This window comes from Oceanospirillum multiglobuliferum (genome assembly GCF_900167095.1).
GTDB lineage: Bacteria > Pseudomonadota > Gammaproteobacteria > Pseudomonadales > Halomonadaceae > Oceanospirillum > Oceanospirillum multiglobuliferum.
This window is the reverse complement of sequence record NZ_FUXG01000018.1, coordinates 21,981-46,875: the sequence shown is the minus strand read 5'-3', so window position 1 is coordinate 46,875 and position 24,895 is coordinate 21,981. Positions and strand designations below refer to the sequence as shown.

32 protein-coding genes are annotated in these 24,895 nt (G+C 46.5%); 6 read left to right on the top strand and 26 right to left on the bottom strand.

Going from position 1 to position 24,895, the window contains the following annotated elements; genetic code table 11:
• The first annotated feature begins 228 nt into the window (after window positions 1-228).
• The 4 genes from B5D26_RS16295 to B5D26_RS12275 all read left to right on the top strand — a co-directional run bounded on the left by B5D26_RS16295 (window position 229) and on the right by B5D26_RS12275 (window position 5,374).
• A complete protein-coding gene (locus B5D26_RS16295; RefSeq protein ID WP_200810673.1) occupies window positions 229-1,392 on the top strand; it encodes a hypothetical protein in 1,164 nt (387 codons plus the stop codon).
• Window positions 1,393-1,850: 458 nt separating this feature from the next.
• Window positions 1,851-3,569, top strand: coding sequence for an acetolactate synthase 3 large subunit (locus tag B5D26_RS12285; protein WP_078746020.1), 1,719 nt, complete (start codon window positions 1,851-1,853; stop codon window positions 3,567-3,569).
• Window position 3,570: 1 nt separating this feature from the next.
• A complete protein-coding gene (gene ilvN / locus B5D26_RS12280; protein WP_078746019.1) occupies window positions 3,571-4,062 on the top strand; it encodes an acetolactate synthase small subunit in 492 nt (163 codons plus the stop codon).
• Window positions 4,063-4,219: 157 nt separating this feature from the next.
• Complete coding sequence (locus tag B5D26_RS12275) at window positions 4,220-5,374, top strand: hypothetical protein (RefSeq protein ID WP_078746018.1); 1,155 nt, start codon at window positions 4,220-4,222, stop codon at window positions 5,372-5,374.
• Window positions 5,375-5,409: 35 nt separating this feature from the next.
• Here the strand turns inward: B5D26_RS12275 and B5D26_RS12270 are convergent, their stop codons facing one another.
• Window positions 5,410-6,516, bottom strand: a complete 1,107-nt coding sequence (locus B5D26_RS12270) for a tetratricopeptide repeat protein (protein WP_078746017.1) — start codon at window positions 6,514-6,516, stop codon at window positions 5,410-5,412.
• Window positions 6,517-6,779: 263 nt separating this feature from the next.
• On the opposite strand from B5D26_RS12270, the gene metF reads away from it, so the two are divergent.
• On the top strand, window positions 6,780-7,613 hold the full coding sequence (metF, locus tag B5D26_RS12265; protein WP_078746016.1) for a methylenetetrahydrofolate reductase [NAD(P)H]: 834 nt from the start codon (window positions 6,780-6,782) through the stop codon (window positions 7,611-7,613).
• Window positions 7,614-7,686: 73 nt separating this feature from the next.
• On the opposite strand, the gene B5D26_RS12260 is transcribed toward metF, so the two are convergent.
• From B5D26_RS12260 to B5D26_RS12245, 4 genes are all read right to left on the bottom strand, one after another.
• Window positions 7,687-8,469 (bottom strand): lysophospholipid acyltransferase family protein, encoded by a 783-nt coding sequence (locus tag B5D26_RS12260; protein WP_078746015.1) that lies wholly within the window; start codon window positions 8,467-8,469, stop codon window positions 7,687-7,689.
• Window positions 8,470-8,472: 3 nt separating this feature from the next.
• A complete protein-coding gene (locus B5D26_RS12255; RefSeq protein WP_078746014.1) occupies window positions 8,473-9,381 on the bottom strand; it encodes an SDR family oxidoreductase in 909 nt (302 codons plus the stop codon).
• 113 nt (window positions 9,382-9,494) lie between these two features.
• On the bottom strand, window positions 9,495-10,187 hold the full coding sequence (gene ssb, locus B5D26_RS12250) for a single-stranded DNA-binding protein (RefSeq protein ID WP_234985290.1): 693 nt from the start codon (window positions 10,185-10,187) through the stop codon (window positions 9,495-9,497).
• 40 nt (window positions 10,188-10,227) lie between these two features.
• Window positions 10,228-11,592: an MFS transporter gene (locus B5D26_RS12245; protein WP_139776670.1), complete on the bottom strand. Its 1,365-nt coding sequence runs from the start codon at window positions 11,590-11,592 to the stop codon at window positions 10,228-10,230.
• Between the two features lie 250 nt (window positions 11,593-11,842).
• Here B5D26_RS12245 and uvrA point away from each other — a divergent pair, with 250 nt between their 5' ends.
• Window positions 11,843-14,674: an excinuclease ABC subunit UvrA gene (gene uvrA / locus B5D26_RS12240; protein ID WP_078746013.1), complete on the top strand. Its 2,832-nt coding sequence runs from the start codon at window positions 11,843-11,845 to the stop codon at window positions 14,672-14,674.
• Window positions 14,675-14,788: 114 nt separating this feature from the next.
• Here uvrA and rplQ read toward each other — a convergent pair whose 3' ends face one another.
• The 21 genes from rplQ to rpsC form a co-directional block, all read right to left on the bottom strand.
• Window positions 14,789-15,169 (bottom strand): 50S ribosomal protein L17, encoded by a 381-nt coding sequence (gene rplQ / locus B5D26_RS12235; protein ID WP_078746012.1) that lies wholly within the window; start codon window positions 15,167-15,169, stop codon window positions 14,789-14,791.
• A gap of 35 nt (window positions 15,170-15,204) precedes the next feature.
• On the bottom strand, window positions 15,205-16,206 hold the full coding sequence (locus B5D26_RS12230; RefSeq protein ID WP_078746011.1) for a DNA-directed RNA polymerase subunit alpha: 1,002 nt from the start codon (window positions 16,204-16,206) through the stop codon (window positions 15,205-15,207).
• A gap of 40 nt (window positions 16,207-16,246) precedes the next feature.
• A complete protein-coding gene (gene rpsD / locus B5D26_RS12225; protein ID WP_078746010.1) occupies window positions 16,247-16,867 on the bottom strand; it encodes a 30S ribosomal protein S4 in 621 nt (206 codons plus the stop codon).
• A 12-nt stretch (window positions 16,868-16,879) separates the two neighbouring features.
• The gene (gene rpsK / locus B5D26_RS12220) at window positions 16,880-17,266 is read right to left on the bottom strand and encodes a 30S ribosomal protein S11 (RefSeq protein ID WP_078746009.1); all 387 of its coding nucleotides are present in this window, start codon (window positions 17,264-17,266) and stop codon (window positions 16,880-16,882) included.
• 32 nt (window positions 17,267-17,298) lie between these two features.
• On the bottom strand, window positions 17,299-17,655 hold the full coding sequence (gene rpsM, locus B5D26_RS12215) for a 30S ribosomal protein S13 (protein WP_078746008.1): 357 nt from the start codon (window positions 17,653-17,655) through the stop codon (window positions 17,299-17,301).
• 122 nt (window positions 17,656-17,777) lie between these two features.
• Window positions 17,778-17,891 (bottom strand): 50S ribosomal protein L36, encoded by a 114-nt coding sequence (gene rpmJ, locus B5D26_RS12210; protein ID WP_028304221.1) that lies wholly within the window; start codon window positions 17,889-17,891, stop codon window positions 17,778-17,780.
• A gap of 22 nt (window positions 17,892-17,913) precedes the next feature.
• The gene (secY, locus tag B5D26_RS12205; RefSeq protein WP_078746007.1) at window positions 17,914-19,245 is read right to left on the bottom strand and encodes a preprotein translocase subunit SecY; all 1,332 of its coding nucleotides are present in this window, start codon (window positions 19,243-19,245) and stop codon (window positions 17,914-17,916) included.
• On the bottom strand, window positions 19,245-19,679 hold the full coding sequence (gene rplO / locus B5D26_RS12200; protein ID WP_078746006.1) for a 50S ribosomal protein L15: 435 nt from the start codon (window positions 19,677-19,679) through the stop codon (window positions 19,245-19,247). The genes secY and rplO overlap by 1 nt, the downstream gene beginning before the upstream one ends.
• A gap of 2 nt (window positions 19,680-19,681) precedes the next feature.
• Entirely contained in the window at window positions 19,682-19,861 is a 180-nt protein-coding gene (gene rpmD / locus B5D26_RS12195) for a 50S ribosomal protein L30 (RefSeq protein ID WP_078746005.1), read from the bottom strand.
• Between the two features lie 4 nt (window positions 19,862-19,865).
• Window positions 19,866-20,366 (bottom strand): 30S ribosomal protein S5, encoded by a 501-nt coding sequence (gene rpsE, locus B5D26_RS12190; RefSeq protein ID WP_078746004.1) that lies wholly within the window; start codon window positions 20,364-20,366, stop codon window positions 19,866-19,868.
• A 12-nt stretch (window positions 20,367-20,378) separates the two neighbouring features.
• Window positions 20,379-20,729, bottom strand: a complete 351-nt coding sequence (gene rplR / locus B5D26_RS12185; RefSeq protein WP_078746003.1) for a 50S ribosomal protein L18 — start codon at window positions 20,727-20,729, stop codon at window positions 20,379-20,381.
• Between the two features lie 9 nt (window positions 20,730-20,738).
• Window positions 20,739-21,269 carry a 50S ribosomal protein L6 gene (gene rplF, locus B5D26_RS12180; RefSeq protein ID WP_078746002.1) on the bottom strand — a complete coding sequence of 177 codons (531 nt, stop codon included), beginning with the start codon at window positions 21,267-21,269 and terminating at the stop codon, window positions 20,739-20,741.
• Window positions 21,270-21,278: 9 nt separating this feature from the next.
• Window positions 21,279-21,671 (bottom strand): 30S ribosomal protein S8, encoded by a 393-nt coding sequence (gene rpsH / locus B5D26_RS12175; RefSeq protein WP_078746001.1) that lies wholly within the window; start codon window positions 21,669-21,671, stop codon window positions 21,279-21,281.
• A 27-nt stretch (window positions 21,672-21,698) separates the two neighbouring features.
• The gene (rpsN, locus tag B5D26_RS12170) at window positions 21,699-22,004 is read right to left on the bottom strand and encodes a 30S ribosomal protein S14 (protein ID WP_078746000.1); all 306 of its coding nucleotides are present in this window, start codon (window positions 22,002-22,004) and stop codon (window positions 21,699-21,701) included.
• A gap of 10 nt (window positions 22,005-22,014) precedes the next feature.
• The gene (rplE, locus tag B5D26_RS12165) at window positions 22,015-22,554 is read right to left on the bottom strand and encodes a 50S ribosomal protein L5 (protein ID WP_078745999.1); all 540 of its coding nucleotides are present in this window, start codon (window positions 22,552-22,554) and stop codon (window positions 22,015-22,017) included.
• 17 nt (window positions 22,555-22,571) lie between these two features.
• Window positions 22,572-22,889, bottom strand: coding sequence for a 50S ribosomal protein L24 (rplX, locus tag B5D26_RS12160; RefSeq protein ID WP_078745998.1), 318 nt, complete (start codon window positions 22,887-22,889; stop codon window positions 22,572-22,574).
• A 17-nt stretch (window positions 22,890-22,906) separates the two neighbouring features.
• Window positions 22,907-23,275, bottom strand: a complete 369-nt coding sequence (gene rplN / locus B5D26_RS12155) for a 50S ribosomal protein L14 (RefSeq protein ID WP_078745997.1) — start codon at window positions 23,273-23,275, stop codon at window positions 22,907-22,909.
• A gap of 53 nt (window positions 23,276-23,328) precedes the next feature.
• The gene (gene rpsQ, locus B5D26_RS12150) at window positions 23,329-23,595 is read right to left on the bottom strand and encodes a 30S ribosomal protein S17 (protein WP_078745996.1); all 267 of its coding nucleotides are present in this window, start codon (window positions 23,593-23,595) and stop codon (window positions 23,329-23,331) included.
• Window position 23,596: 1 nt separating this feature from the next.
• A complete protein-coding gene (gene rpmC, locus B5D26_RS12145; RefSeq protein ID WP_078745995.1) occupies window positions 23,597-23,788 on the bottom strand; it encodes a 50S ribosomal protein L29 in 192 nt (63 codons plus the stop codon).
• The gene (rplP, locus tag B5D26_RS12140; RefSeq protein ID WP_078745994.1) at window positions 23,788-24,198 is read right to left on the bottom strand and encodes a 50S ribosomal protein L16; all 411 of its coding nucleotides are present in this window, start codon (window positions 24,196-24,198) and stop codon (window positions 23,788-23,790) included. The genes rpmC and rplP overlap by 1 nt, the downstream gene beginning before the upstream one ends.
• Window positions 24,199-24,208: 10 nt before the next feature.
• The gene (gene rpsC, locus B5D26_RS12135; RefSeq protein ID WP_078745993.1) at window positions 24,209-24,889 is read right to left on the bottom strand and encodes a 30S ribosomal protein S3; all 681 of its coding nucleotides are present in this window, start codon (window positions 24,887-24,889) and stop codon (window positions 24,209-24,211) included.
• Between the last annotated feature and the right edge of the window lie 6 nt (window positions 24,890-24,895).

The following is a 24,895-nucleotide window of genomic DNA, read 5'->3' as shown; positions in this document are numbered from 1 at the left end:
GTATTAAAAGTGGTCAGATCAAAGTAGATATCTTTTCCATGAAAAGATCAGAGCATATACCAGGGATAAGCAAGTCTTATATTGTAGCGTTTTGTTACCACCCTCTATCGACAATACTAATAAAGCTAGACTACTATATTAAAGATCACTTAAAAGGCTCAATAGCTGTAAAGTTATCACCTTATAAAGTATCACACCTAATTAATATGGATTTAAGGGGTTCCTGAAATGAATAGACTGACCACCTGTACACTTGTAGGCCTGACAGTGTTGAATCTAGCGGCTTGCGGCAATTCTAGCAGTACTGACGCTGATAGTAACAGCACTACTGACTCAAACATTAAAACCGCCACACTGGAGGGTACTGCTGCAACTGGGGCAGCTATAGCAAATGAAACCGTGACGGCAAAATGCGTAGATGGTTCAGGGTTCTTAAATGCAGTCACTACAGGGTCTGATGGAAAGTGGGTAGGGACAGTGGCACCCACAAGCCTCCCCTGCGCTCTAAAAGTCAACAGCACAGTCTTAGGTACTATGCTTTATAGTTTTGCTGAAACACAAGGCACTGTTAATATCTCTCCACTGACTAATCTTGCAGTAGCCAGAGCAACATCAAGCTTACCTGACGAATGGTTTAAGAGTACCAATATTAAGATAGACACCACCGCGTTCAATAATGCAGTACAAAGCCTAACAACCTCTTTAACAACCTCAGGTTTCACTTTGCCGACTGGAAATCCTATTACAACGCAGTTTGTTATAGGAGATCCATGGGACAAGGTATTAGATAACTTAGCAGCATCCATAAATAGCAGCACATCATTTAAGAGTTACTCAGAGCTGGTAACTGTTTTTCTTGACGGCACGAATAGTTTCCCTGCATTTGTTGCAGCAGGAAACAATGTAACACCTACACCTGTAACACCTACACCTGTGATACCTACACCTGTAACACCTACACCTGTAACACCTACACCTGTGATACCTACACCTGTAAGTGCGATACCTGTAACACCTACACCTGTGATACCTACACCTGTGACACCTACACCTGTGACACCTACACCTGTGACACCTACACCTGTGACACCTACGCCTGTAACACCTACGCCTGGAAGTTATGATTTAAAAGTCACTGTGAATGTGAGTGGGACATCAACTGTAACAACACTTTCAGGTGTTCCCAAGCCAAGCTCGCAGTCAGAGTTTTGCTCCGCAGATCAGTACAGCCAATTCCAGAATACAAGTAACGGAGGCTCTTATACTTGGGAAATCGTAAGCTGTAACTTCAGTGGCAATGAAGGTAACATCGCCGCCAAAGCCAACATCAGCGTAGCTGGGTTCAATACCTCTATTAATTACCTAACAAACTATTTATATATCGCAAAATAGGGGCAGTGTTTTATGAGCCTGTTACCAGTAACAGGCTCCTTTTAGCGTAAACGTTTATTGTCCTACCCAGAAATAGCAATATGCTCTAGTCATTGTGCACTTGCGCTATTGTTCTATTGACATCTGTCAAACTCTGTTAGAACCTACCCCTCCTTATTTTACGGGCGCAGAGACATTGGGACACCCCCACTACTGCGAAGGGTAAACAGGCTTTTTTACCCACCCGAAGGAAAGCAGGCCCAGGTTATCCGCCAGGCCTGGCTGACGCCCCGACCCGCACCGACCCAGTGCGAAGAAGAGTGCAGAACCTATCCGGTTCTATGTGCCAGGTAAGGCAGCCTTGTCATGAGCCTGCATGATCAAGTAATCATTCAGATGGCTGTCCTTAATCACAGCCACATTTTTGAATAACTGTTCGTTTTTGCACTCGAACTATTTTTTTTAGGGGGTTCACTGCGGTGGAATTACTTTCTGGCGCCGACATGCTCGTTCGATCCTTGCAGGATGAGGGCGTTGAGTATATCTACGGTTATCCCGGCGGTTCGGCTCTTCATATTTATGATGCCTTATTCCGACAAGATAAAGTTAAACACATTCTAGTTCGCCATGAGCAAGGCGCTGCTCATATGGCCGACGGTTATGCTCGTGCTTCTGGCAAGCCAGGTGTCGTCCTTGTGACGTCAGGCCCTGGTGCAACCAACACCGTAACAGGTATTGCCACTGCCTACATGGATTCGATCCCAATGGTCGTGATCTGTGGTCAGGTAATGAGCCATCTTATTGGTGAAGATGCATTCCAAGAAACAGACATGATTGGTGTCTCACGCCCTGTGGTGAAGCACAGTTTTTCCGTGAAGCACGCGTCTGAAATCCCTGAAATCATCAAGAAAGCTTTCTATATTGCGTCAACAGGCCGTCCAGGCCCAGTTGTCGTTGATGTACCTAAAGATATGACCGCACCAACGGATCGTTTCGAATACGAATATCCGAAAAAGGTGAAAATCCGCTCATACAACCCGATTGTTCGCGGCCATACTGGTCAGATCAAGAAAGCGGTTGAGATGATGATGAAAGCCAAGCGTCCAATTTTGTATGCGGGCGGTGGTGTGATTTTGGGCAAGGCATCCACACAGTTTACAGAGATGGCCAAAACTTTAGGCTTCCCTGTGACCAGTTCTTTGATGGGCATTGGCGCATATCCACAAACCGACAAACAAAGCGTAGGTTGGTTGGGAATGCATGGTAGCTACGAGGCTAACATGACCATGCACCACGCAGATCTGATCGTGTGTATCGGTGCACGTTTTGATGACCGTGCCACTAACAACGTCAGCAAATTCTGTCCAACTGCGAAGATCGTACATGTGGATATCGACCCAACGTCGATCTCTAAAACCGTACGCGCAGATGTGCCGATTGTAGGCCCAGTTGACTCTGTACTGACTGAGATGCTGGATCTAATCGACCAGAGCAAAACCAAACCTGACCCAGCCGCGCTGGCAGAATGGTGGAAGCAGATTGCAGAGTGGCGCACCCGCGCTGTGCCATACCGCACGGATGACAGCGACAAGATCAAACCTCAGCAAGCAGTTGAAGCACTGTGGCGCGTGACCAAAGGCGACTCTTACGTTGTAACCGACGTAGGCCAGCACCAGATGTTTGCTGCACAGTATTACAAGTTTGATAAACCAAACCGTTGGATCACCTCAGGTGGTTTAGGCACGATGGGCTTCGGCTTGCCTGCGGCAATGGGTATCAAGCTGAACTATCCAGACAATGATGTGGCGTTGGTAACGGGTGAGGGCAGCTTCCAGATGATGCTGCAAGAGCTGTCGACCTGTAAGCAATATGGTATTCCGGTGAAGATTCTGAACCTGAATAACCAATCGTTGGGCATGGTACGTCAATGGCAGGATTTGAACTATAAAGAGCGTCATTCAAGCTCTTATATGGAGTCGTTGCCTGACTTCAAAATGCTGATCGAAGCTTACGGCCACGTTGCGATGCGTGTTGAACGTATTGAAGACCTAGAACCTACATTAGAAAAGGCGTTTGCTCTAAAAGATCAACTGGTGTTTATCGACATCATGGTAGATCCAAAAGAACACGTTTACCCAATGCAGATTCCACAAGGCTCAATGCGCGACATGTTGCTGAGTAAGACGGAGCGTACCTAAGATGAGACATATTATCTCTATCCTAATGGAGAACGAGGCAGGTGCGCTGTCACGAGTGGTGGGTTTATTTTCTCAGCGTAACTTCAACATTGAATCGTTGAACGTCGCGCCAACAGAAGACCCAACTTTGTCACGTTTGACATTAACCACTATCGGATCTGATCAAGTAATTGAGCAGATCACCAAACAGTTGAACAAGCTGATTGATGTGGTCAAGCTGGTTGATCTCACTGAAGGTGTGCATATTGAGCGCGAGCTGATGCTGATTAAGCTGAAAGCGGTTGGTGCACAACGTGCCGAGATCAAACGTACCACGGATATTTTCCGTGGACAGATTGTTGACGTTACCAATACCACTTATACAGTGCAGATGGTAGGCGACAGCGAAAAGCTAGACTCGTTTATCCAAGCGATGGGCGTAGGTGCGGTACTGGAAGTGGTACGTACTGGGGTATCGGGCATTTCTCGTGGCGAGAAAGTTCTGAGCTTGTAAGCACTCATATTGCTTTAAAAAAACCCGCTGCAAAACAGCGGGTTTTTTATTACCACAAGAATTATTGAATCATAACAAATACATATTAACACTTGAAAATTGAATACGTTAATTAGATAGTTCAGAGTATTAATCATGCAAGTTACAAGGATAAACCATGGGCAATTATAAAAAACTGGCTCTTGTACTGTTCTCCAGCGCAGCTATTTCAGCTTGTAGCACAATTAATGAAGGTATTCGAAAGATTGAAGGTACGCCACCGGATACGAGTATCAGTGCACAAAGTGTCTACGATGAAGCGAAAATACAATACAATACATGGTTAGCTAAGCTTGAGTCATCAGAATCACTGAAGCTTTATTCTCCCTCTCTCTACCAAGATACCATGCAAGCTTGGTCAAAGGCGGTTGATATCTACGAAGACTTTGCTGAAGATCCAGCTGTCGCGGTAAAAAGCTATTCATTTTTCTCATCAGGCACCTATGCCGAGCGATTTCAAGCCGAAATAGCCAAAGTTGATGCTCAATACGATAAACTATTAAAACTAAAAGCTAGAGCAGACGAAGTTCTTTCACCGTCTATAGAGCAAATGGCTTATCTTGAAGAAATCAACAGCGAGAAATACTATCCTGAAAGATTCAAAGAGATGAAGTCAATGTACAAGTCTCTTTTTGCTTATATTGCAGACAAAGAGCTAGCAGATGCTCAAAATAAGCAAGCTGAATTTTTAAATCAGGCAAAAAAGCTAGAAATAGAGACTGTGCTCGAGGCTAATATTAAGCCATTGGAAGAAGACTTCAATTTATTGAAAAGCCAGCAAATCAATGAGCAGGCACCTATTAGCTACTTAAAAGCCAAAGCAGAACTTGCGTTAGCAACACAAACCGTAAAATCCAACCCTCGTAACAGTCAGCTTATCAGTGAGGCCGTTAAAAAAGTTAAATTTGAGCTAGCTCATACAACTAACGTCGCAGCTGAAGTACGTAACCTTAAAATCACAAAGCCTAATGAGCTTGAAAGCTTGGTATTAGACTTAGAAGGTCAACTACTATCTATTTCGAAAGTTTTTGACAAAGCCGACTTTCGTGACACACCTTTACGCAAGCAGTTTCAGCAAGTAGCTCAACGGGCAAACAATTTGAGTCAATCCCACGAAGCTATTCTACAAGAAGTGTTGGATTTAAAGCGCCATATTGAGCTTTTAAAAATTCAGTTAAAAACAGCTCAAGCTCAGATAGAAGCTCAAAGAGCCAGTCAGACAGAACCAGCAAAAGAAAACAAAGAGGTTAATGAGCCTAAACCTACAACATAAGGTTCAGGCTATATAGCAGGGCTAGAGTTTTTGCACTAGCCCTGATTCAACAACTTCTGCAACAGCTCTTTTATCTGAAACTCAGTGTTATGTTGCAATACTGCTTTATCTTCCAATAACCAAAGCAAGTCATCAAACAATACCTCTTGGCACAAGTCTGATTGGTATTCACCCTGCTGAAACAAGGTCTGCAATAAGTTCCAAGCCGCTTCAGTAATATGAGGATGCCTCTCTGGGAAGATTTGTCTGCGGACACTCAGCACCTGTTCTTGTAATGCTCTAGCCTCAGCAATATTGCCCAACGCCTTTAAGGTACTAGCAAGATTGTTTTGACTGCCTAAAGTATCAGGATGTTCTGCACCTAATAGACGCAACCTTAATTCTACAACCCGCTCCTCTAAGGCTTTGGCCTCATCTAACTGGTGCAATCGCTTCAATACGGCCGCCAAGTTGTTCATACAAGTTAAAGTTGAGTCATCCTCTTCACCTAACGCTGAGAGACAAAGGCTCAGTTGCTCTTGGTAAAGCTCTTGAGCTTCAACGTATGCCCCTTGCTGTTGCAGGCTTTCTGCAAAATTATTCATACAAGCCAATGTGTCTGGATGCTCTGCACCCTGCTGTTGTTTAACAAACAGATAAACCGATTGCCAGTTCTGAGCCGCAAGATCAAAACGACCACCCTGATAATCAAAATCTGCCAGCCAGATTAAAAGATCACATTGCAGATCATCTTGAGGGTCTGCGCTTAAACAACGGATATGCTCAATATCATCAAGCGTCAGATTCGCATCTACCTTGCCGTCAATCGCGTCTATTAGATAGCTAATCAGAGCCTGCTTTAACTCTGCTATACGTAGTAAATGCTCAGACGTTAACGCCACTGGATACCGACTGACATTTTGATCAATCGACCATAAACCAAGATCAACTTGCAGCGCTAATCCTAGTTTCTGACAGCGACTAAGCGCCTGCTCTAAATCTGCACTCTGCCCCACTCGCTCGAAAGCCGTTTGCAATATCTGCTGCTGAATAGGTAAGTCAGCCAAGCTTTGACTGAGCAATAAACAGTCCATGCTAGCCGCAGATAACTCAATAGAGGTCGCTGAATCAGTTGCTTGTGCTGCCAGAGGTGCTTGGCTCATATTCCCTACCTTTTTGGTTATGAATGCAGTTAGACGGAGGCTATTGTTTGTACCTGATTAAGGCTATTTTGCCTAGTCCAAGTAAACAGCTTAGTGCTATTGAACAAAGATGATTGTCTCAGCATGAATGAATTCGAGGAAATTATACTAGGCATTATGAGATATATTCATAAAAACCATCAAAAGATTCATTAGCCAAAGCAGAACAAAGCCTGTAAAAAGTAATAAGAATTTTACCAGTACATCTTTTTTGGAATATCGCCATGAGCCAGTCTATTGATTTCAGTTTTGAATTTTTCCCACCCAAAACCCCTCAAGGGCAAGAAAAACTTAAAGTTGTGCGCGATCAACTGGCGGCTATGAACCCTGCATTCTTCTCTGTGACTTATGGTGCAGGCGGTTCAACTCAAGAGCGTACCATTCAAACTGTACTTGAAATGCGTGAGGCGGGCATCAATACAGCCCCTCACCTGTCCTGCGTGGGTAGCAGCAAAGAAAGCCTGCGCGAATTACTGAATTTTTATATCGTAAAAGGCATTAACCGCATTGTCGCCCTACGTGGTGATTTGCCTTCTGGCATGGGGTCTGCCGGTGAGCTGCGCTATGCTAATGAGCTAGTCGAGTTTATTCGTGCCGAAACAGGCGATCATTTTCACCTTGAAGTGGCGGCTTATCCTGAGACTCACCCACAAGCCTCAAACTTCGAAGCCGACCTGCTTAATTTCAAGAGAAAAATTGATGCCGGCGCCAACAGTGCAATTACGCAGTACTTCTTTAACCCAGATGCTTATTTTTACTTTGTAGAACGCTGTCAAAAGCTGGGGATTACTGCCCCCATCATTCCAGGCATCATGCCTATCACTAACTACAGTAACTTAGCCCGCTTCAGCGATGCTTGTGGTGCTGAAATTCCACGTTGGGTACGTAAGCAACTGGAGTCTTATGGTGATGATAGTGCAAGCATTCGTCAGTTTGGGGAAGAGGTGATTACTCGTCTATGTGAGCAACTGATTGCAGGTGGTGCGCCTAGTTTGCACTTCTACACCATGAATCAAGCGGAGCCTAATATCGCTATTTGTAAAAACTTAGGTTTCTAGTAGAACCATTTTACAGAAGAAAGCCTATTTGTGATCTCACAAATAGGCTTTCTGTATTTTAGGCTGGTTTCACTTACTGGGATATATCAGCTTTTGCTTCAACGGTTTGTTGCTCTGCTGTCACCTCTGGCACAGGGTAAGCCGAGATGCGGTTCACTTGCGTTTCCAGCCATTGCGTAACCTCAGCATGCACCTCATTCACGTGACGCCCTTCTGTTGCAATCAGTTCACCAAACACTACCTTGATAGTGCCTGACTTCTTCTGTAACGGACTTGAGGTCCAATGCTCACCCGCATTGTGTGCCACTGGCAAAATCATCTTTTTGCCGTTGACGGCCAACATCGCACCGCCTTTTTTATGGTCTCCTCTTGAGCCTGGCTCTGTACGCGTACCTTCTGGGAAAACCAGTACAGATAGACCTTCCTCTAAGCGATCCTTACCTTGCTTCAACACTTGCTTCATTGCCGCCGCAGGTTTGCTGCGATCAACAGCGATAGGTTTGAGCACACGTAAACCCCAGCCAAAGAATGGGATTTTCAACAGCTCTTGCTTTAAAACGGTGCTCATTGGTTGAGCCACCAGCTGTAGATAGATTGTTTCCCATTCAGACTGGTGATTACTCAAAATCACAACATTCTGGTCAGGCTTGGGTAGGTGCTCTACACCTTCAACCTCGTAGCGAATACCGCAGGTAATGCGTAACCATAACAGCACAAACCAGTTATAACGCAAAATAAGCCAAGCACGAGCAGGCTGCGGCAAAGGTAACGACAAGGGCATAATAATGCAGGACACTAGCAGCAATGCCATTACATAACCGATATAAAAGAAGACCGAACGAATCGCCGTGATCATCTATTAGTTTTCCTCTTCTGCTGCGGCCTTAGCTTCTAAGCTATCTGCCAGATATTCTAAACAAGCTACCAATTCTGGCCGCCAGCTGCGCTGTTTAATGCCAAAATGATCCATAATTTTTTGGCAGTTCATCTCTCGATGCAGTGCCTGTAGACCAGCTAGACCAAGACTTGCCGCAGAGACAGAGCGCACTGCCTCCATTCCCGTCAACAGGCCTCTATCTTGCGCCAGCTGAATCACTTGTTCAGCAAAGCTTGCTCTGCTGACCGCTTCGACTCCCGCATACTGGAAAGTGCCCCAACAATCTGCTCCCGCATCAAGCTGCTGCAAGATACCAATTACAACCCTTGCGACATCTGAGGTAGCAGTCGGCGACAGTGTAATATCCGCAGCTTCTTGTAAACCTTGTGCAGAGGCTGCTTTTTGGATGAGCTGGTGAGTCCAACCGTTTTCATCACCGCTAAACAGTGAGCCTAAGCGCAGAATGATATGGCGTTTTAATAATTGGCGTACAGCTTCTTCGCCTTGCCATTTGCTCTCACCATAGGCATTAATCGGGTGAACAGTGTCTTTCTCGTGAAAAGGTATACCACGGGTTTCACCGATGACCTCGTCTGAAGAGATATGTAATAAACCTGCACTCAATTCTAAACAGATATGCGCCAAATGGTCAGGGAATATGGCGTTGATCTGCCAAGCTTGGTCTTGACGCTGCTCTGCTTTTAAGTAGTCAGAGAACTCATAGCTGTTTACAACAAAGTCAGGACTTAGTGCGGTTAGTTGCAGCTCTAGCTCACGTAGGTTCTCAAGATCACCTTGATAAACTTCTACGCGAATACCACGGATGGATTGAGCGTAATGAATCAGCGCCCGCGCCAAGTGGGATTCACCCTCTACGAAAAAAATGTGCATCCTTATCTCCTGAGTTTGAGTGCAAATTGACGGGCCATATCATTAAAACAGCTTGTTTCTACCAAGCTCTGGCATGAAGAAGAAATCAAACCAGAGCAAGGTTAAAGCAGTATTTAGAATGGAATATCATCGTCAAAATCGTCAAAGCTTTGGCTTGGAGCTGGACTTTGCGCTGGATTACTTGCCGGAGAACCAAAGTTACTCTGTGGTGCCTGTTGTGGCGCAGGACGAGCTTGCGCAGGCTGCTGCATTGCAGGCGCTGCTTGATTGTAATCTGGCTGCTGGTACTGTGGGGCTTGCTGTGGCACCTGTTGATACTGAGGCTGAGCGGCAGGCTGCTGATATTGCGGCGCTTGCTGCTGTGGTGCCTGCTGGTATTGTGGTTGCTGACCATAACCACCCTGTGGCGGTAATGAAGAAGGCATACCTTGCTGGCCTTGACCTGCCCCACCTTCACCGCGACCATCTAACATCTGCATCACACCAGTGAAACCATCAACTACAATCTCTGTTGTATATTTGTCTTGGCCCGCTTGATCTTGCCATTTACGTGTTTGCAGTTTGCCTTCAACATAAAGCTTTGAGCCTTTTTTAACATACTGGCTGACAATATCAGCCAATTTGCCAAAAAATACCACACGGTGCCATTCAGTTTTGTCTTGGCGCTGGTTGGTATTCTTGTCCATCCAGCTTTCGCTAGTGGCAATAGAAACGTTGGCAACTGCGCCACCACTTGGCAGATAGCGTACTTCTGGGTCTTGGCCCACGTTACCTACCAGAATAACTTTGTTAATTCCACGAGACATAATTTTCTCCAATAGTGGCTTTTGATATAGGGGCTCGAGATCAGGCTAGAACCGTGGCTAACGCCTGTTCATCAAATGCGTCTTTATCAACCTTCAAATAAGCAGCTTTTTCATCTGCGACAATCACAACTTCTTCAACCCCAGCAATTGCTAACAGCTTTTTACTCAGGTCGTCGGTATATTCTTGGCTCAGCTCCAGTAAGGGAACTACCTTGCCTGTCATCTGCTTTGGCGCTTTCATTGAGAAGGCGAAGGCCAACCATAACAAGGCCAAAGCACCCGACACCAATAAAACGGCATCAATGCCTTTTTCACCATAAAGATAGCCACCCAATAGACCGCCCAAAAAAGCGCCCATAAACTGACAGCTTGAATAAACACCCATTGCGGTGCCTTTTTGTCCAGCAGGTGACAATTTGCTGATCAAAGAAGGCAACGAGGCTTCTAGTAAATTAAAGGCCATAAAAAATAGAAACAGTAGCGCGATTAAGATCACACTACCACTGGCTGAGATCAAGCCCATTAACAGTTGTGAAATGGCAATTAAGCTAATAGCAAAGAGAAAAATAGGCTTCATCTTACGCTTCTTCTCAGCCACAAGAATAAAGGGCACCATAGCAATAAAGGCGACAATCATAACAGGCAAATAAATCATCCAGTGCGTTTCAGGTAAAAAACCTAAATCACGTAGACGTAAAGGAATCACTACAAACGTTGCGGTTAGAATCAGGTGTAACACTAAGATTCCCAGATCCAAACGCAGTAATTCAGGATGCTTTAAAATGGCTTTGATATCGCCTTTTTGCACATTAGTATCACGATGGCTAGCGTAAAGTTTTGGCGTTGGCACCCATTTCCAAATGACTAAGATACCCAGCGAAGCCAAAACTGCTGTAAACCAAAACAGCCCAGACAAGCCAAAGGGCTGAGAAACAATTGGCCCCAACACCATTGCCACAGAGAATGAGATACCAATACTCATACCTACCGCAGCCATTGCGCGCATTCGCATCTGTTCACGGGTAAGGTCAGACAGCAATGCCATAATGCTACTGGCAATAGCCCCACTGCCTTGTAAGCAGCGCCCTATGATGACACCTTCGATAGTTGTAGACATCGCTGCCACAATGCTGCCCAGAACAAACAGCAGTAATCCTGAGACGATAACGACTTTGCGCCCTAACTTATCAGACAAAAAGCCAAATGGAATCTGTAGTAGCGCTTGCGTTAAACCATAACCACCAATTGCCATGCCGATTAATGCGGGCGTTGCGCCTTCTAAATCGGCACTATAAATCGAGAATACGGGTAACACCATAAACAAACCCAGCATTCTTAACGCGTACAGCCCGGCTAATCCGGAAACCGCACGGCGTTCGCCAGTGGTCATCGACTCAATACTCATGGCTACTCTTTAACCTCTTGATGATCTCATTCAACCTTGATGTTATGCAGTCTACGCCACATGAACAGAGCCGAGCATTTTACTCTGGATAGTAGGCGTAATACTACCTTAGCCGAGAAGAAGCTGAACTATTTGCTGTTCAGACATACAGGTTGTTTTAGGTTTACCCCTATAAGTGCAAACCCTCTGCCTCTATAATGATTGCCCTTAAAATGACAGCGGTAGAGTTTAATGGCTAAGGAACTATGCAATGAATAAGATCGTGGTACGCGGGGCACGCACCCACAATCTCAAAAACATCAATGTCGAAATTCCTCGTGACAAGCTGGTGGTCATTACAGGGCTATCAGGTTCGGGTAAATCCTCATTGGCTTTTGACACTTTGTACGCCGAAGGACAACGCCGTTATGTTGAATCTCTTTCAACTTACGCCCGTCAGTTCTTATCCATGATGGAAAAGCCAGATATTGATCACATCGAAGGTTTATCACCTGCGATTTCCATTGAGCAAAAATCCACCAGTCATAACCCACGCTCTACCGTTGGAACTATTACCGAGATCTACGATTACCTAAGACTTCTGTTTGCCCGTGCCGGTACACCTTTTTGCCCAGAGCACAATTTACCGCTAGAGGCACAAGAGATCAGTCAAATGGTTGATCAGGTGCTAGCGCTACCAGAAGACACCAAAATTATGCTGTTAGCACCTGTAGTGCGTGCGCGTAAAGGTGAGCATTTAAATCTGTTGGCCGAATTAAAAGGCCAAGGCTTTGTGCGCGTCAGAATCGATAATCAGATATGGGAACTCGATGAGGTTCCCACGCTTGATAAGAACAAAAAACATAATATTGATGTCGTCGTGGATCGCATTAAGGTGCGACAAGACCAGCAACAACGCTTAGCTGAATCATTTGAAACCGCGCTACAGTTAGCCGATGGCATCGCAATCGTCAGCTTTATGGATGAAGATCGCCCTGAGATTAATCTATCCTCTAAGTTTGCTTGCCCTGAGTGTGGCTATGCCATTCAAGAATTAGAGCCGCGCCTATTCTCTTTTAACAATCCCGCTGGAGCTTGTCAGCGTTGTGATGGATTGGGCGTGCATCAGTTTTTCAATCAAGAGAAGCTGATTAGTAATCCACACAGCAGCTTAGCTGAAGGTGCGATTAGGGGTTGGGATCGTGGCAGCGTATATTATTTTTCCATGCTTTCTGCGGTCGCTCGCCATTACGGCTTTAAGTTAGAAACCCCTTGGCAAGAACTCCCGAAGTCTGCACAAGAGGCTGTATTACAGGGCAGCGGCAAAATTGAGTTAGAGTTTATCTATATCAATGATCGCGGTGACAAGGTCATTCGCAAGCACCCCTTTGAAGGGGTGGTGCCCAATATGGAGCGCCGCTATCGCGAGACTGAATCTCAGATGGTACGCGAAGAACTGAGTAAATATCTCAGCGTACAACCTTGCCCAAGCTGCCACGGCACACGTCTACGAGAAGAGGCGCGACATGTACGCATTGCTGAACGCACCTTACCCGAGATTACGCGGCTCCCAATTGGTAGCGCTTATGAATACTATCAGCAGCTAACGCTTGAAGGCCGCAAAGGTGAAATCGCCAGTAAAATTGTCACCGAGATCCAACAGCGCCTACAGTTTTTAGTCAACGTGGGGCTCAACTATCTCACATTAGAACGCAGTGCTGATACTTTATCTGGCGGTGAAGCGCAGCGTATCCGACTAGCAAGCCAGATTGGCGCAGGCTTAGTGGGCGTGATGTATATTTTGGATGAGCCATCCATTGGCTTACATCAGCGTGACAACGAACGCTTGATTAGCACGCTGACGCACCTACGAGATTTAGGTAATACCGTCATCGTCGTTGAGCATGACGAAGATGCAATACGTTGTGCTGACTATGTATTAGACATTGGCCCCGGCGCAGGCGTACACGGTGGCCAGATTGTTGCGCAAGGCACACCTGCTGAAATTATGGCCAACAAAGACTCGATCACAGGCCAGTACCTAAGCGGTACACGCTGTATTGCAATTCCGAAGTATCGTATTCCGGCCAACCCTGAAAAAATGCTAAAACTCAAAGGGGCAACGGGCAACAACTTACAGAATACTGATCTACACATTGCCGCAGGCTTAATGACTTGTATTACAGGGGTTTCTGGTTCGGGCAAATCAACACTGATCAACGGTACCTTATACCCAATTCTGGCACGAGAATTAAACCGTAACACTACTTTAACCCCAGCTCCGTATCACTCCATTGAAGGTTTAGAGTTATTCGATAAAGTAATCGACATTGATCAAAGCCCAATTGGCCGAACACCAAGATCCAACCCTGCAACTTATACTGGTTTATTTACCCCAATTCGCGAGTTATTTTCAGGCACGCAGGAAGCACGGTCTAGGGGTTACAAACCGGGGCGCTTCAGTTTTAACGTCAAAGGCGGTCGTTGCGAAGCCTGTCAAGGGGATGGCTTGATCAAGGTTGAGATGCACTTCCTACCTGATATTTATGTCCCTTGCGATGTGTGTAAAGGTAAGCGCTACAATCGAGAAACCTTGGAAGTACGTTACAAAGGTAAGAATATTCACGAAGTGCTGGAGATGACCATCGAAGATGCAATGAACTTCTTCAGTGCAGTACCTGCCTTAGCTCGCAAGTTACAGATGTTGATGGAGGTCGGTCTCTCTTATATCCGACTCGGTCAGAGTGCCACCACATTATCAGGCGGTGAAGCACAGCGGGTTAAACTGGCCAAAGAGCTGTCAAAACGCGACACAGGGCAAACGATTTATATTTTGGACGAACCCACCACAGGCTTACATTTCGAAGATATTCAGCAGCTGATGCAGGTTTTACAGCGCTTAAGAGATCATGGCAACACCATTGTTGTGATCGAACATAATTTAGACGTGATCAAAACTGCGGATTGGATTATTGACCTAGGGCCAGAGGGCGGCAGCGGTGGCGGCCTGATCATTGCAGAGGGCACACCTGAGCAAGTCGCCAAAATGTCACAGTCGCACACAGGCCGTTTCTTACAGCCCTTGTTGGTAAAGAAAGCTTAACTCATGAGATAGCGTTCCCTGCTAAGGTGACTGGCAGGGAACCAGACCAAAGGCACTGTTTCATAGGCGAAAAAAAACCGGTCATAAAGACCGGTTTTTTGATTGAGTAATCGCTTACTCTTCGTCAGCTTCTACAGCTGGACGATCAACTAGCTCAACAAACGCCATTGGCGCATTGTCACCAGCACGGAAGCCACATTTTAGAATGCGAACATAGCCACCTGGGCGACCTTGGTAACGAGGACCAAGCTCATTGAACAGTTTACCTACCGCTGCATCAGAACGGGTGCGGTCAAACGCCAGACGGCGATTGGCTACAGAGTCGTTCTTAGCTAAAGTGATCAGTGGCTCAATGTGACCACGAAGCTCTTTAGCTTTAGGCAGTGTAGTTTTAATCAGTTCATGCTCAACAAGGGACACGCACATGTTTTTGAACATGGCCTTGCGGTGTGAACTGTTACGATTAAGTTTACGACCACTCTTACGATGACGCATTTCTCAGTTCCTTACAAACCGTGATGATGGAATAATCAGGCAGAAGCCTTCTCATCACCCTTCAAACTTGCTGGCGGCCAATTTTCTAACCGCATACCTAGAGACAAACCACGTGACGCCAAAACATCTTTGATTTCAGTCAGAGACTTTTTACCAAGGTTAGGCGTTTTCAGTAGTTCTACTTCAGTGCGCTGAATCAGGTCACCAATGTAGTAGATGTTCTCGGCTTTCAGACAGTTTGCAGAACGAACAGTCAGTTCCAGATCATCAACCGGACGCAGAAGAATTGGATCAATTTGATCTTCTTCTTCCTCTGGTTCTTGCTCTTTGTCAGTCTCAAGATCAACAAACGCAGCCAACTGTTCCTGAAGAATTGTTGCTGAGCGACGAATCGCTTCTTCAGGATCTAAAGTGCCATCAGTCTCAAGATCGATAATCAGCTTGTCCAAATCTGTACGTTGCTCAACGCGAGCGCTTTCTACAACATAAGATACACGACGTACTGGGCTGAAGGTTGCATCTAACTGAAGACGACCGATAGAACGGCTTTCATCTTCAGCAGATTGGCGGGCATCAGCAGGCTCATAACCACGACCACGTTGAATACGAAGCTGCATTTTAAGCTCAGCACCGTCATTCAAATGCGCAATTACGTGCTCTGGATTAACGATTTCAACATCATGATCCAGCTGGATATCACCAGCGGTCACCGCACCAGGACCTTTCTTATTCAGCGTCAGTACAGCTTCATCGCGGCCATGTAAAATAACTGCGATGTCTTTCAGGTTAAGAAGGATCTCAATAACATCCTCCTGAACGCCCTCTACCGCGCTGTACTCATGCAATACACCTTCGATCTCTGCTTCCACAACGGCACAGCCTGGCATAGAAGACAAAAGAATACGACGTAAAGCATTACCTAGAGTATGACCGAAGCCACGCTCGAACGGTTCGAGGATCACTTTCGCACGAGTAGCGCTTACTTCTTCGACCTTGATTTCACGCGGACGAAGAAATTCTGTTACTGAACGCTGCATAGAACTACCTTTACTTAGCTGCCAGATGAATACTCAGAGATTACTTAGAGTACAGCTCAACAATTAGGTTTTCGTTGATGTCAGCAGACAGGTCAGAACGCTCAGGCAGAGCCTTGAACACACCTTCCATTTTCTTGCTGTCAACGTCTACCCATTGTACTTCAGCACGCTGAGATGCCAACTGAAGCGCATTCTGAATACGCAGTTGACCTTTAGCTTTCTCACGAACTGAAACAACATCGCCAGCTTTCACTTGGAAAGAAGCAACGTTTACTGTACGGCCGTTCACCTGGATAGCTTTGTGGCTAACAAGCTGACGTGCTTCAGAACGAGTAGATCCGAAACCCATACGATAAATTACGTTGTCTAAACGACCTTCTAAAAGCTGAAGCAGGTTTTCACCAGTAGCGCCTTTCTGACGCGCTGCAGCTTTATAGTAGTTGCTGAACTGCTTCTCTAGAACGCCGTAGATACGACGAACTTTCTGCTTTTCACGCAACTGCAGACCGTAATCGGAAAGACGACCACGACGCTGACCGTGTTGACCAGGAGCAGTTTCAGACTTGCACTTGTTTTCGAAAGCGGTTACACCGCTTTTTAGGAATAAGTCAACACCTTCACGACGTGAAAGTTTGCACTTAGGGCCTATATAACGAGCCATCTATCAGCCTCCTTACACGCGACGTTTCTTAGGTGGGCGACAACCGTTGTGCGGAATTGGTGTCACGTCTGTAATACTACCAACTTTAAAGCCAGCAGCGTTAAGTGCACGAACAGCAGACTCACGGCCTGGTCCTGGACCCTTAACTAGTACATCAACGTTTTTGAGACCATATTCGGCTGCTGCGGCTGCAGCACGTTCACTAGCTACTTGAGCTGCGAACGGGGTACTCTTGCGAGAACCACGAAAACCCGAACCACCGGCAGTTGCCCAAGATAGAGCATTGCCCTGGCGGTCAGTAATCGTAACAATCGTATTGTTAAAAGATGCGTGGATGTGAGCTACACCGTCCACCACAGTCTTTTTAACTTTTTTACGGTTACGTGCTGGGTTAGCCATAATGTATGTTTCCTGTTACAAGCTTCACAAAATTACTTGCGAATCGGTTTACGCGGACCTTTACGAGTGCGCGCGTTAGTCTTGGTGCGCTGACCACGGACAGGCAGACTACGACGATGACGCAAACCACGATAGCAACCAAGGTCCATAAGACGCTTGATAGTCATGCTAATTTCGCGGCGCAGATCACCTTCAACAGTGTATTTGCCTACCTCGTTACGAACCTCATCAAGAACTTCTTCAGAAAGTTCTGAGATCTTAGTATTTTGTGCGATACCAACAGCAGCAAGGATGTTCTTTGCTGTTGTAGCACCAATACCATAGATATAGGTCAGCGAGATCACCGCATGCTTATTGTCGGGAATGTTGACACCTGCAATACGGGCCATTCAGCTATCTCCGATATACGAGCAGTTGCTCTTCCAGTTTTATTGTCCACGAAGGGCGCAAAAGAATACTCCTTGATATCAAAAATATCAAGGAGTATTGCTCTTCGTGACCCAAGTCAGGATTAACCCTGACGTTGTTTGTGCTTAGGTTCTGTGCAAATCACACGCACAGCACCGCGGCGACGAATGATCTTGCAGTTACGGCAGATCTTTTTCACAGATGCGCGAACTTTCATCACCAACTCCAAAAATTAAGGGCTATCGCAGCATACCGCCGCTACCATAACCTTTTAAGTTCGATTTTTTCATCAAAGACTCATATTGATGCGACATCAAATGCGATTGCACTTGAGCCATAAAGTCCATGACAACGACTACGACAATCAACAGGGAAGTACCACCGAAATAGAACGGTACACTCCAAGCAACTACCAGGAACTGTGGCATTAATGACACAGCAGTAATGTATAACGCGCCGAACAAAGTTAGACGAGACATTACTCCATCGATATAGCGTGCCGAGTGCTCCCCAGGACGGATGCCAGGAATGAACGCACCTGATTTTTTCAGGTTGTCCGCGACATCTTTGGGGTTAAATACCAGAGCTGTATAAAAGTAGCAGAAGAATACAACACTGAGCGCAAAAAGCAAGATATACAATGGCTGCCCTGGTGCAAGTGCTAAAGAAGCTTCCTGCAACCATGCCATATTTTCACTTTGACCGAACCACTGACCAATAGAGGCAGGGAACAGCAAAATGCTTGAAGCAAAAATGGGCGGAATCACACCGGCCATGTTCACTTTCAAAGGCAGGTGACTTGACTGCTTGGCGAAGACTTTATTTCCTTGCTGGCGTTTTGCATAGTTTACGGTAATGCGACGTTGGCCACGTTCCATAAATACAACAAAAGCGATAGTTAAAACAGCAACTACGCCGATCGCTAGCAATGCCAAGATATTAATATCACCTTGACGTGCCTGTTCAAATGACTGGCCAATGGCCCCTGGCAAACCTGCAACAATACCTGCAAAAATCAGAATGGAAATACCATTACCAATACCGCGTTCTGTTACTTGTTCGCCAAGCCACATCAGGAAAATCGCACCTGAGACGAGGGTAGTTACAGCCACAAAATAGAAGCTGAAGTCCGTCGCAAACGCGACGCCCTGCCCAGCAAGGCCAACTGCCATACCTATCGATTGCACAGTTGCTAAAACAACAGTGCCATAACGGGTATATTGATTGATTTTGCGACGACCGGCTTCCCCCTCTTTCTTGAGCTGCTCAAGTTGAGGGGAAACGACCGTCAGCAGTTGCATGATAATCGAGGCTGAAATATAAGGCATAATACCTAAAGCCAAGATACTCATACGCTCCAAGGCGCCACCAGAGAACATGTTAAACAAGCTCAAAATGGTGCCCTGGCTTTGCTCAAACAAAGCAGCTAACCGCTCAGGATTGATACCAGGAACAGGAATGTGTGCGCCAATGCGGTAAACCACAATTGCGATTATCACAAAGCGAAGACGAGACCAAAGTTCCGCCAACCCTTTTTGTGCACCTGCTGGTATAGATCCTGATTTAGCCATTATTCTTCGACCTTTCCGCCTGCTGCTTCAATCGCAGCACGTGCACCTTTAGTCAGCTCTAGGCCGCTAACAGTGATTGCCTGATCGATTTCACCAGACAAAATAACACGTACACGTTGAACGTTGTCTTTGATGATGTCAGCTTGCTTAAGCGCAGCGATATCAACAACTTCAGCCTTCACATTAGCCAGTTCATTCAAACGAACTTCCGCAGTGAATGCAGCTTGACGAGAAGTGAAACCAAATTTCGGCAGACGACGCTGCAAAGGCATTTGACCGCCTTCGAAACCTGGTTTAACTGTACCGCCAGAACGGGATTTTTGACCTTTGTGACCACGGCCACCAGTCTTACCCAAACCGCTACCGATACCGCGACCAAGACGCTTTTTAGCGTGCTTAGCGCCCGGAGCTGGGCTTAGAGTATTCAGATGCATGATTACTCTCCCTCTACACTAACAAGGTAGTTAACCTTGTTGATCATACCGCGTACTGCGGGTGTATCTTCTAGCTCAACTGTGTGGCCGATGCGACGCAGACCTAGACCTTTAACACAAAGTTTGTGCTTAGGTAGTGTGCCGATCGTACTACGGGTAAGAGTTACCTTGATTTTTGCCATGTGCTTACCCCAGAATTTCCTCAACAGTCTTGCCGCGCTTAGCTGCGATACCTTCTGGAGCGTTCATGTTTGCAAGACCTTTAACGGTCGCGCGAACAACGTTCACAGGGTTGGTAGAGCCATAGCACTTAGCTAGAACGTTATGTACACCAGCAAGCTCTAGAACAGCACGCATCGCGCCACCGGCAATAATACCGGTACCTTCTGATGCAGGCTGCATATAAACCTTAGAAGCACCATGACGGGCTTTTACAGGATATTGCAGCGTGCTGCCATCTAACTGAACTTGCACCATATTACGGCGTGCCTGTTCCATTGCTTTTTGAATAGCAACTGGAACTTCACGAGCTTTGCCGCGACCAAAACCGACACGGCCATTGCCATCGCCTACAACAGTTAAAGCTGTGAAACCGAAAATACGGCCACCTTTAACTACCTTAGCGACGCGGTTGACCTGAACCAGCTTCTCCTGCAGTTCACCGCCTTTCTGTTCAATATTCGACATCGCTTTATACCTTTAGAATTCCAGACCGCCTTCACGAGCAGCGTCAGCCAGTGCTTTAACACGGCCATGATACTTGTAGCCAGAACGGTCGAATGCGACCTTGGAAACACCAGCAGCCAAAGCGCGTTCAGCAATTAACTTGCCTACTTTGCCAGCTGCTTCTACGTTACCAGTTGCGCCATCACGTAACGTTGCATCAACTGTTGATGCTGCAGCCAGAATCTGGCTGCCGTCTGGAGTGATGATCTGAGCATAAATGTGACGCGGAGTGCGGTTCACACACAGGCGATGGACGCCAAGCTCACGCATTTTGGCACGTGCACGACGCGCGCGACGTAAACGAGACTCTTTCTTAGCGTTCATAACCCTGCCTTACTTCTTCTTAGCTTCTTTGCGACGTACTTGCTCGTCCGCATAACGGACTCCCTTGCCCTTATAAGGCTCAGGTGGACGATAAGCACGAATCTCTGCAGCAACCTGACCAAGCAGCTGTTTGTCGGCACTTTTCAGTACGATAACAGTGTTGCTTGGAACTTCAGCAGTAACACCTTCTGGTAGTTTGTATTCTACCGGATGTGAGAAGCCGAGAGACAGGTTAATTACGCTGCCGTTAGCCTGAGCACGGTAACCAACACCAAGAATATTCAGTGTCTTGGTGAAGCCTACGCTTGCACCGGTTACCATGTTGTTGATCAAGGCACGAGCAGTACCTACCTGTGCCCATGACGCTTTCTCATTAGCCCGGGCAAAGGTCAGCACGTTATCGTTTTGCTCAACTTGCACATCTGGGTGAAGCTCTAGATTCAATGAGCCAGTTTTGCCTTTAACAGACACAACACGGCCATTGATCGAAAACTCTACGCCATTTGGTAGTTCAACAGGACTTTTTGCTACCCTGGACATTTCGATCTCCTAGAATACGGTGCAGATGACTTCGCCACCAACACCGGCTTGGCGTGCTGCACGATCAGTCATCACACCTTTAGAGGTAGAAACGATCGCAACACCCAAACCACCTTCGATCTTCGGCAGAGATTCAACGCCCTTATACTGACGTAAACTCGGCTTACTGACACGCTCAATCTTTTCGATTACTGGCTTGCCTTCGAAGTACTTAAGAACAATTGTTAATGAAGGCTTAGTGTCACTATCAACAGAATATTCTGCAATGTAACCTTCTTCCTTCAGCACGCGGGCTAACTCTACCTTCATTTTTGATGAAGGCATGGAGACAGACTCCTTAGCAACCATCTGTGCGTTGCGAATACGGGTGAACATATCCGCTAGTGTATCTTGCATGCTCATTTGGCTCGCGCTCCTATTTGTACGCGGTTACCAGCTTGCTTTACGCAAGCCTGGAACATCACCACGCATGGCAGCTTCACGCAGCTTGATACGGCTCAAGCCGAATTTGCTGTAGAAACCATGCGGACGACCAGTCACACGGCAGCGGTTACGCTGACGTGACGCGCTAGAATCACGCGGCAACGCTTGAAGTTGCTGTTGGGCTTCCCAACGTGCTTCTTCAGAAGTTGCAGGGCTCGCAATCAACGCTTTCAACTCAGCACGCTTTTGTGCGAATTTCTCAACCAGCTTTGCCCGCTTCAGCTCACGCTGAACCATACTAACTTTTGCCATGATCCTACCCTTATTTCTTGAACGGGAACTGTAAAGCACTTAGCAGTGCTAAACCTTCCTCGTTGGTCTTAGCAGTGGTAGTAACTGTGATATCTAAACCGCGGATACGATCAATCTTATCGTATTCGATTTCCGGGAAGATAATTTGCTCACGTACACCCATGCTGTAATTGCCACGACCATCAAAAGACTTCGGGTTCAGACCACGGAAGTCACGAACACGCGGAATAGAGATGTCTACCAGACGATCTAGGAACTCCCACATACGGTCGGCGCGCAATGTCACTTTACAACCGATTGGCCAGCCTTCGCGAACTTTAAAGCCTGCAACTGACTTGCGAGCTAAAGTCACGACCACTTTTTGGCCGCTCAGTTTTTCAAGATCTGCAACTGCGTTGTCAATCAGCTTTTTATCGCTGGTTGCATCGCCAATACCCATATTAAGAGTCACTTTAGTGATGCGAGGGATCTCCATCACATTTTTGTAACCAAACTGCTCCTGCAACTTGGCTACAACTTCTGACTTATATAACTCTTTCAGTCTCGCCATGATGTAACCTGACTCGCTTAGGCGTCGATCTCTTTCTGGGTCGACTTGTAAATCCGAACCTTGGAACCATCTTCCAAGACCTTGAAACCAACGCGATCAGCTTTATTGGTTTCTTTGTTATATATGGCAACGTTCGATGCATGAATTGGCGCTTCGCGCTCAACAATACCACCTTGACTGCCTAACATCGGGTTTGGTTTGGTGTGACGTTTGATCATGTTCACACCAGCAATGACAATACGGTCATCTTTAAGCACACGCTTAATTTTACCTGTTTTGCCTTTGTCCTTACCCGCAATGACGATTACCTCGTCTTCACGTTTAATCTTACGCATAGCCGGTCTCTCGCTCCCTACAGCACTTCTGGCGCCAAGGAAATAATCTTCATGAACTTTTCGCCACGTAGTTCACGCGTAACCGGGCCGAAGATACGGGTTCCGATTGGAGCGTCGTTGGCATTCAGCATAACTGCTGCGTTGCCATCAAAACGGATCACAGAACCGTCTGGACGACGAATACCATGACTGGTGCGAACTACTACAGCCTTCAGGACTTGACCTTTTTTAACCTTACCGCGAGGAATTGCTTCCTTCACAGTAACTTTGATGATGTCACCAACACGTGCATAACGGCGGTGGGAGCCTCCCAACACTTTAATACACATCACACGACGAGCGCCGCTGTTGTCGGCAACATCAAGCATGGTTTGCGTTTGAATCATCGGTTCTTCTCCAAACCAAATACGCTTAACAAAACTTCGATTTGTGCCGAGGATTAAACCTCTACTGCACGCTCATCGATGCTCACCAAAGTCCAAGTTTTCGTCTTAGATAAAGGACGGCACTCTTGGATAGTCACTACATCGCCGTGATTCGCTGAATTGTCAGCGTCATGTGCATGTAGCTTGGTTGAACGGCGGACATACTTACCATAGATGGGGTGTGGTACACGACGCTCAACCAGTACTGTGATGGACTTGTCCATCTTATTACTTACCACTTTACCGGTAAGTGTACGGGCGTTCTTTTCTGTCTCAGCCATCTTAGTTACCTGCTTTCTCGTTCAGCAAAGTCTTAACACGAGCGATGTTACGACGAACCTGTTGTAGCAGGTGAGTCTGAGTCAATTGACCAGTCCCTTTTTGCATACGCAGGTTGAACTGTTCACGAAGCAAGCTATTCAGCTGTTCGTTAAGCTCTTCAACAGACTTATCACGCAGTTCTGCTGTATTCATTACATCACCGTCCGCTTAACAAAGGTGGTTGACACAGGTAACTTCGCAGCAGCTAGACCAAAAGCTTCACGAGCTAGCTGTTCAGACACCCCTTCCATCTCATAAAGGACGCGGCCTGGTTGAATCTGGCATACCCAGTATTCAACGTTACCTTTACCTTTACCTTGACGCACTTCTAAAGGCTTACCAGTGATCGGCTTATCAGGGAAGATGCGGATCCAGATTTTACCACCACGTTTTACGTGACGAGTCATCGTACGACGTGCCGCCTCGATTTGGCGTGCGGTAATACGGCCGCGACCTGTTGCTTTCAGACCGAACTCACCGAAGCTCACTTTATTTCCACGAGCTAGGCCACGGTTGCGGCCCTTCATCATCTTGCGGAATTTGGTACGCTTTGGCTGTAACATTGTCTATCTCCTACTTGCCTTTTTTCTGAGGCGCATTCTGCTTTGCACGAACCTCTTCGATGCCGCCTAGAATTTCACCTTTGAAAATCCAAACTTTTACACCGATTACACCATAAGTGGTGTGAGCTTCAGCAGTCGCGTAGTCAATGTCAGCACGCAGCGTATGCAGAGGCACACGGCCTTCGCGATACCATTCAGTACGTGCAATCTCAGCACCGCCCAGACGTCCAGACACTTGGATCTTGATGCCTTTAGCACCTAGACGCATTGCGTTTTGTACCGCGCGCTTCATCGCACGACGGAACATAACACGACGCTCTAACTGGCTAGCAACACTTTCTGCTACCAATTTACCGTCTAACTCTGGCTTGCGAATTTCTTCGATGTTGATGTGTACTGGAACGCCCATCATTTTAGTGATTTCGTTGCGCAGTTTTTCTACATCTTCACCTTTTTTACCAATCACGATGCCTGGACGGGCTGTGTGAATGGTGATACGAGCATTCTGAGCTGGACGCTCAATCTGAATACGGCTTACCGAAGCTTGCTTCAGACGCTCTTCCAAGAAAGAACGTACTTTAAGATCGCTATTCAGGTTGTCAGCGTAAGACTTACTGTCCGCATACCATACCGAAGTATGATCTTTGACAATACCCAGTCGAATGCCAGTTGGATGTACTTTCTGACCCATCTGGTC